The sequence below is a fragment of the Vogesella mureinivorans genome (assembly GCF_007644035.1).
Classification (GTDB): Bacteria; Pseudomonadota; Gammaproteobacteria; order Burkholderiales; family Chromobacteriaceae; genus Vogesella; species Vogesella mureinivorans.
The window spans coordinates 1-288 of record NZ_VMTV02000565.1 but is presented as its reverse complement, the minus strand read 5'-3'; the positions used below and the strand labels follow the sequence as shown (position 1 = coordinate 288).

The following is a 288-nucleotide window of genomic DNA, read 5'->3' as shown; positions in this document are numbered from 1 at the left end:
TGCAATAACTGGAACTGAAACATGTTTTTTTACTTCAGCTGTATAATCAACAAAGGCTGCTCGAGGAACGGAGGTCACAATAGTTGGGATACGTGCTTCATGCCAGCCAATCCCAGTATTCAATAAAGTAATGCCTGCTTTTTCCAATGCTTGTGCGACAATAGAGTCACCCATCTTGGTCCCAAATGAACCATGTCCACCTGCCATGATCACAACATATTGTTTGCCGTTGCTTTCATAGGTCATTGGGGTTGCTTGTCCACCTGCAGGCAAACGACCTTTCCATAA

At 44.1% G+C, this 288-nt stretch carries 1 pseudogene; it reads right to left on the bottom strand.

Annotated features, from left to right (window positions below):
* Positions 1-144 precede the first annotated feature (144 nt).
* Positions 145-288 (bottom strand): annotated as a pseudogene (locus tag FLQ44_RS25340) (hypothetical protein); the annotation flags it as partial.